The organism is Streptomyces sp. TRM64462 (assembly GCF_013362995.1).
GTDB lineage: Bacteria > Actinomycetota > Actinomycetes > Streptomycetales > Streptomycetaceae > Streptomyces.
This window is the reverse complement of record NZ_JABWDV010000459.1, coordinates 81,321-87,608: the sequence shown is the minus strand read 5'-3', so window position 1 is coordinate 87,608 and position 6,288 is coordinate 81,321. Positions and strand designations below refer to the sequence as shown.

Annotated in this window: 8 protein-coding genes; 4 read left to right on the top strand and 4 right to left on the bottom strand. The window is 72.2% G+C overall.

The annotated features are described in order from the left end of the window. From HTZ82_RS30465 to HTZ82_RS30450, 4 genes are all read left to right on the top strand, one after another. On the top strand, positions 1-909 hold a 909-nt coding region (locus tag HTZ82_RS30465), incomplete at its 5' end, for an acetate--CoA ligase family protein (RefSeq protein ID WP_175412627.1). Between the two features lie 72 nt (positions 910-981). Next, complete coding sequence (locus HTZ82_RS30460; protein WP_175412626.1) at positions 982-1,566, top strand: DUF5998 family protein; 585 nt, start codon at positions 982-984, stop codon at positions 1,564-1,566. Beyond that, on the top strand, positions 1,566-2,771 hold the full coding sequence (locus HTZ82_RS30455) for an alkaline phosphatase family protein (protein ID WP_175412625.1): 1,206 nt from the start codon (positions 1,566-1,568) through the stop codon (positions 2,769-2,771). Before HTZ82_RS30460 ends, HTZ82_RS30455 begins: the two co-directional genes overlap by 1 nt. 71 nt (positions 2,772-2,842) lie before the next feature. Continuing rightward, positions 2,843-3,490 (top strand): thymidine kinase, encoded by a 648-nt coding sequence (locus tag HTZ82_RS30450; RefSeq protein ID WP_175412624.1) that lies wholly within the window; start codon positions 2,843-2,845, stop codon positions 3,488-3,490. Between the two features lie 5 nt (positions 3,491-3,495). Here the strand turns inward: HTZ82_RS30450 and HTZ82_RS30445 are convergent, their stop codons facing one another. From HTZ82_RS30445 to HTZ82_RS30430, 4 genes are read right to left on the bottom strand one after another with little or no spacing between them, the layout of a single operon-like run. Further along, complete coding sequence (locus HTZ82_RS30445; RefSeq protein ID WP_175412623.1) at positions 3,496-4,941, bottom strand: cytochrome P450; 1,446 nt, start codon at positions 4,939-4,941, stop codon at positions 3,496-3,498. Further along, positions 4,938-5,561 (bottom strand): ATP/GTP-binding protein, encoded by a 624-nt coding sequence (locus tag HTZ82_RS30440; protein ID WP_175412622.1) that lies wholly within the window; start codon positions 5,559-5,561, stop codon positions 4,938-4,940. The genes HTZ82_RS30445 and HTZ82_RS30440 overlap by 4 nt, the downstream gene beginning before the upstream one ends. Next, positions 5,542-5,898: a DUF742 domain-containing protein gene (locus tag HTZ82_RS30435; RefSeq protein WP_175412621.1), complete on the bottom strand. Its 357-nt coding sequence runs from the start codon at positions 5,896-5,898 to the stop codon at positions 5,542-5,544. The genes HTZ82_RS30440 and HTZ82_RS30435 overlap by 20 nt, the downstream gene beginning before the upstream one ends. After that, entirely contained in the window at positions 5,895-6,284 is a 390-nt protein-coding gene (locus tag HTZ82_RS30430) for a roadblock/LC7 domain-containing protein (protein ID WP_175412633.1), read from the bottom strand. The genes HTZ82_RS30435 and HTZ82_RS30430 overlap by 4 nt, the downstream gene beginning before the upstream one ends. Positions 6,285-6,288: the final 4 nt, after the last annotated feature.

Genomic DNA, 6,288 nt, shown 5'->3' with positions numbered 1-6,288 from the left:
GCCCCCGCCCCCCGGCACATCCCCGCCTACCCCGCCGCCGAACGGGCCGTGCGGGCGCTGGGAGAGGCGGTGAAGTACGCGGAGTGGCGGCGGAAGGCCGCCGAACCGGGACGGGTGCCCGAGCTGGACGCGGTCGACGAGGCGGGTGCCGCCGCGCTGATCGACCGGCTGCTCCACGCGCCCGCGACGCCCCGGCAGGGCACCGGCGGTGTCGGGCAGCACGGCATCACGCTCGCCCCCGGCGACGCCCACGAGCTCCTCGCCCGCTACGGCATCCCGGTACGCCCCGCGCTCCCGGCCCCCGACGCCGACACCGCCGTACGCGCCGCCGCCCGCCTCGGCTACCCGGTCGCGCTCAAGACCACCGCCCCGCACCTGCGCCACCGCCCCGACCTCGGCGGCGTACGCCTCGACCTCGCGACCGAGGAGCAGCTCCGCACCGCGTACGCCGAGCTCACCGACACGCTGGGCAAGCCCGCGGAGCTCCAGCCGGTCGTCCAGGCGATGGTCCCGCGCGGTGTCGACACCGTCGTACGGGCTGCCATCGACCCGGCCGTCGGCGCCGTCCTGTCCTTCGGCCTCGCCGGTGCGCCATCCGAGCTGCTCGGGGACACCGCGCACCGCCTGGTTCCCGCCACCGACCAGGAGGTGGCCGAACAGATCCGGTCCATCAGGACCGCCCCGCTCCTCTTCGGCTGGCGCGGCTCCGCCCCGGTCGACACGGCCGCCCTCGAAGAGCTGCTCCTGCGCGTGTCCCTGCTGGTCGACGACCACCCCGAGATCGTCGCCGTCGGCCTGGAGCCCGTCGTCGTCGCCCCGCACGGCCTCGCCGTGCTCGGCGCGACCGTACGGCTCGCCCCGCCCCCCGCCCGCACCGACCTCGGCCCCCGCCGCCTGCCCAGCTACTGAACAGCTGCTGAAGGCCCGCACCCCGCTCCAGGGCCGTCACCGGGGCCCTGTGCGCCCCGTAGGATGGAGCGCATGGCGAAGACCGGTACGACGACCCAGGGGCTGCGCGCGGCGATCGAGCGCAGTGGCTATTACCCGGCCCTCGTGGCCGAGGCGGTGGAGGCCGCCGTCGGCGGCGAGCCGATCGTGTCGTACCTCGTCCACCAGGAGACGACGTTCGACGCGAACGAGGTCCGCCGCCACGTCACCGTCCTCGTCCTCACGTCGACCCGCTTCATCGTCAGCCACACCGACGAGCAGAACGCGGACACGACGTCCCCGACCCCGTACGCGACGACGTCCACCGAGTCCGTGAAGCTCGGCCGGATCTCGTCCGTGGTCCTCAGCCGCGTGGTCGCCAACCCCGAGGCCTACACGCCCGGCACCCTGCCCCGCGAGGTCGTCCTCACCATCGGCTGGGGCGCCGTCTCCCGCATCGACCTGGAGCCGGCCGCCTGCGGCGACCCGAACTGCGAGGCCGACCACGGCTACACCGGCAACTCCACCGCCGACGACCTCAGCCTCCGCGTCAGCGAGGCGGGCGACGGCCCGGAGACGGTCCGCCAGGCCCTGCTCTTCGCCCAGGCCCTGTCCGAAGCCACCGCGGCCACCCGCTGATGGCGCAGCCCACCGCCACGGCCTCCGCCTGGCCGGAAGACCCGGTCCCGCTGGCCCTCGACACCGCGCCCCTCCCCGCGTACGGCTCCGGCTCACTCGCCGACCTGCTGCCGACCCTCGCGGCCGGCCTCGGCGTGCCCGGCTGCGAGCACCGCATCCCGGAGCTGACCCCCGCCGACCGGGTGTGCGTCTTCCTCATCGACGGGCTCGGCTGGGAGCAGATCGGGAACCACCCCGCCGAAGCCCCCTTCCTGACCTCCCTCCTCGGCTCGTCACTCGGCGGCACCGGCCGCCCCCTCACCGCCGGCTTCCCCGCCACCACCGCCACGTCCCTCGCCTCCGTCGGCACCGGCCTGCACCCGGGCGCGCACGGCCTGGCCGGGTACACGGTCCGCGACCCCGCCACCGGCGAGCTGATGAACCAGCTCCGCTGGCGGCCCTGGACACCGCCGCACGTCTGGCAGCCGTACCCCACGCTCTTCCAGCTCGCCGACGCCGCCGGCGTCCACACCGCCCAGGTGTCGTCCCCGGCCTTCCAGGACACGCCGCTCACCAAGATCGCGCTGAGTGGCGGAACGTTCCACGGCCGGCTCTCCGGCGAGGAGCGCATGGACCTGGCCGCGCGGCAGCTCGGCGCCGCCGACCGGACGCTCGTCTACACGTACTACAGCGAGGTCGACGGCGCGGGCCACCGCTTCGGCGTCGACTCCGACGCCTGGCGCGGCCAGCTCATGCACGCCGACCAGCTCGTCCGCCGCCTCGCCGAGCAACTGCCGCCCGGCGCGGCCCTGTACGTCACCGCGGACCACGGCATGGTGGACATCCCGTTCGACGAGGACTCCCGTATCGACTTCGACGAGGACTGGGAGCTGCGCGCCGGCGTCGCCCTGCTGGGCGGCGAGGGCCGCGCCCGCCACGTCTACGCCGTACCGGGCGCCGAGGCCGACGTGCTGGCCTGCTGGCGCGAGGTGCTCGGCGACCGGTTCTGGGTCGCGAGCCGCGACGAGGCCGTCGCCGCGGGCTGGTTCGGCCCGCACATCGACGAGCGCGTGCACGGCCGGATCGGCGACGTCGTCGCGGCCGCCCACGACGACGTGGCGATCATCGCGTCCCTCAACGAGCCCCACGAGTCGGCGATGACCGGCATGCACGGCTCGATGACCGCCGCCGAGCAGCTCGTACCGCTGCTCGAAGTACGTTCATAACGCGCAACCGCCTGCCGCCCGCCCGCCGCCCCGCCCGGCCCTCAACAGACCCGAAAGGTCGTCACCTTCCCATGCCCGAGCTGGTGTTCTTCTCCGGAACGATGGACTGCGGAAAGAGCACCCTCGCTCTTCAGATCGAGCACAACCGGTCCGCGCGCGGCCTCCAGGGCATGATCTTCACCCGTAACGACCGGGCCGGCGAGGGCAAGCTCTCGTCCCGCCTCGGCCTCGTCACCAACGCCGTCGAGGCGGCGGGGGACTTCGACTTCTACGCGTACCTCGTCGATCACCTGTCGCGCGGCGGCCGCTGCGACTACGTCATCGCGGACGAGGCCCAGTTCCTCGCACCGGAGCAGATCGACCAGCTCGCCCGCGTCGTCGACGACCTCGAACTCGACGTGTACGCCTTCGGTATCACGACCGACTTCCGCTCCAAGCTCTTCCCCGGCTCGCAGCGGCTCGTGGAGCTGGCCGACCGTGTCGAGGTGCTCCAGGTGGAGGCGCTGTGCTGGTGCGGTGCGCGCGCCACCCACAACGCGCGCACCGTCGGCGGGGTGATGGTCGTCGAGGGCGCCCAGGTCGTCGTCGGCGATGTCAACGCCGGTGACGAGGTCGGGTACGAGGTGCTGTGCCGACGCCACCACCGGCGCCGTATGACCGCGGCCTCGGCCCGCGCGGGCGCCCTCTCTCCGGACGTCCTGCCGGTCACCCCCGCCTGAGAGGCCTACCGCCTCCGCAGGAACCGCATCAGCCGTGCCCGCCACGAGACGCCGGGTTCGGCACGGGCCGTCACCTGTGGCTCGGGCAGCGGCAGCGGTACCGCCGGCGCCGTACCGGTGTGCGGCGCGGGCGGGGCGGGCAGCGGTGCCACGACATCACGGGACTCCGGCGTACGGGCCGTGAACTTCACGGGCAGCGCCGTCAGATGCCGGCTCCAGGTGGAGGAGCGCCAGCTCAGCTCTTCCTCGGGGACGGCCAGGACGACGTCGGGAAGACGGGTGAGCAGGATGTCGATGCCCGTGTCGGCGATGAGACGGGCGATGTCCTGACCAGGGCATTCGTGGGTGCCGGTGCTGAAGGCCAGGTGCGCCCGGTTGTGGTGGATGCGGGTCGCGGAGTTCGGGCGGATGGCCTTGTCGACGTTTCCGGCGGCCAGGCCCAGCATGAGCATGTCGCCCGCCTTGATCTCCTGACCCCCGAGCGTGGTGTCACCCGTGGCCCAGCGGGCCGGGGTCACCATCAGCGGCGGCTCCTCCCAGAGGACCTGCTCCACCGCTTCCGGCAGGGTCATCTGGCCGCCGGCCAGCGATCCGCGGAACCGCGGGTCGACGACCGCCATACGGAGCACGTTGGCCATCAGATTGGCGGTCGTCTCGTAGCCCGCGAGCAGCATGAGGCGCAGGTGGTGCATCACCTCCTCGTCGCTGAGGCGGGCCGGGTGGGTCATCAGCACGGACGCGATGTCGTTCCCGGGCAGGGCGCGCTTGGCGGTGACGAGCTGTTCGAGGGTCGCCACCAGGCTGGCGTTGAGCGCCACCGCGTCCGCGGAGCCCTTGATCAGGTCACGGCAGTTGCGCACCAGCTTGGGACCGTACGCGTCCGGCATTCCGAGGAGGTAGGTGAGAACGAGCATGGGCAGATGCTCGGTGAACTGATCGATCAGCTCCGCCTTGCCGTCCTCGCAGAACTCGTCGATGAGCTGGTGGGCGAAGCGGGTGACGTGGCGGCGGACCCCGCGTTGGTCGAACTGGTTGAGGCTGGCCGTGACCGCGCCGCGCAGGCGCTGGTGCTCCTCGCCGTCGGCGCACGCGCAGTCGGGACGCCATGCGATCAAGGGGAGCAGCGGCGAGTTCGTGGTGTCGATCTCACCGCTGCTCCAGCCGTGCCAGAGGCGGGAGTCACGCGAGAACTGGGTGGCGCGGCTCGCCACATCGCGGTTCTCCATGTACCCGAGCACGAGCCAGGACCGGACGTCCCCTTCGAGGAGGACGGGCGCCACCGGTCCGTGGGCGGCACGCAGTTTCTCGTACAGGCCCATGGGGTCGGTCGCGGCGGCCGGTCCGTAGAGCCGGGCGATTCCGCCGGGGCCTGTGGCGGCGTGGGCCGGGCAGCCCGGGGGCGGGGAGAGCCCCGGGTCGGTCGCGGTGCGGTCAGGGGGCGGGACGGTCATGCGGACTCCTGAGCGGCGGCGAGGGTGCGCAGATAGCCCATCAGTGACAGCAGGGCGTCGCGGCTGGCTGACCGGTCGCGTGCGTCACAGGTCATGATGGGCACCGATTCGTTGAGGGCCAGAGCGGTGCGCAGGGCGGGAATCGGGTGCTGCGGAGCATCGGGGAAGGTGTTGACGGCCACGACGAAGGGGACGCGGCGGTCTTCCAGACGGGTGATGATCTCGAAGCAGACCTCGATCTGCCGGGTGTCGACGAGGACAACGGCGCCGAGAGCGCCTTCGAAGATGCCGTTCCACAGGAACCAGAAGCGCTCCTGGCCCGGTGTGCCGAAGAGATAGAGGATCAGTTGCTCGTTGATGCTGATGCGGCCGAAGTCCATGGCGACGGTGGTGGTGTTCTTGCCCGCCGCCCCGGGATTGTGGTCGATCCCGACGCCGGCCTGCGTCATGGTTTCCTCGGTGGTCAGGGGCGGGATCTCGCTCACCGCCCCGACCATGGTCGTCTTGCCGACGCCGAAGCCGCCGACGATCACGACCTTCACGCCCCTGGCGCCGTACGGCAGCGGCATGTCCGAGCCGCGGGGCCCGGCGGCGGGGGAGTCAGAGCTTACGTAGTCCATGGATCACCGCCTCCAGTAGGCCGAGTTCGGGAACCGCCGTGACAGGGACGGGAGCGGTGGCCTCCACCCGCTCGTCCTCGACGAGCTGGGAGAGCAGCACCGTGACGACACTGAACGGCAGGCTGAGATGTGCGGAGACCTCGGCCACCGACAGCGGGTAGTGGCACAGGTCGAGGATGGCCGCCTGCTCGGGCTGCATGCCGGCTTCGGGTGTGGCCCTCGACACGACGAGGGTGACGAGGTCGAAGCCTTTGGCGGCCGGAACGGGGCCACCGGTGATGACATACAGCGGGACAGGGGCGGACTCGTCCCAGTTGTCCTGGCGCTCTAATGTCACATCGCCTGCCCGATGTCGTCGCGTGGCGGGCTGGCGATGTGCTGGCCGATCCGGTGCACCAGCACACGCATGCGGTCGCCCAGCAGCAGGGCGTCCACCCCGTCGTCGGCCAGCACCGCGAGGTAGGCGCCCGGTCCGGCGGCCATGAGGCAGAAGTACCCGCCGTCGACCTCGATCCCGACCATGTTCATCGAGCCGTCCCCGTGCGGGAACTTCTGCGCGATGGCCTTCGACAGGCTCTGCACGCCCGAGCAGGCGGCGGCGATCGCGTCGGCGGTGTCGGCCTCCGTGTTCGCTTGGCCGATGCACAGGCCGTCCGCGGACAGCGCGATCACGTGTCGCACATACGGGACGCTGGACGCGAGGTCCGTGAGCATCCAGTCCATGTTG

Bases quoted from the DNA above. Each gene is read 5' to 3' on its own strand.
- HTZ82_RS30460 (WP_175412626.1), top strand. From the start codon at position 982: ATGGCGAAGACCGGTACGACGACCCAGGGGCTGCGCGCGGCGATCGAG.
- HTZ82_RS30430 (WP_175412633.1), bottom strand. From the start codon at position 6,284: ATGGACTGGATGCTCACGGACCTCGCGTCCAGCGTCCCGTATGTGCGA.
- HTZ82_RS30455 (WP_175412625.1), top strand. From the start codon at position 1,566: ATGGCGCAGCCCACCGCCACGGCCTCCGCCTGGCCGGAAGACCCGGTC.
- HTZ82_RS30445 (WP_175412623.1), bottom strand. From the start codon at position 4,941: ATGACCGTCCCGCCCCCTGACCGCACCGCGACCGACCCGGGGCTCTCC.
- HTZ82_RS30450 (WP_175412624.1), top strand. From the start codon at position 2,843: ATGCCCGAGCTGGTGTTCTTCTCCGGAACGATGGACTGCGGAAAGAGC.
- HTZ82_RS30440 (WP_175412622.1), bottom strand. From the start codon at position 5,561: ATGGACTACGTAAGCTCTGACTCCCCCGCCGCCGGGCCCCGCGGCTCG.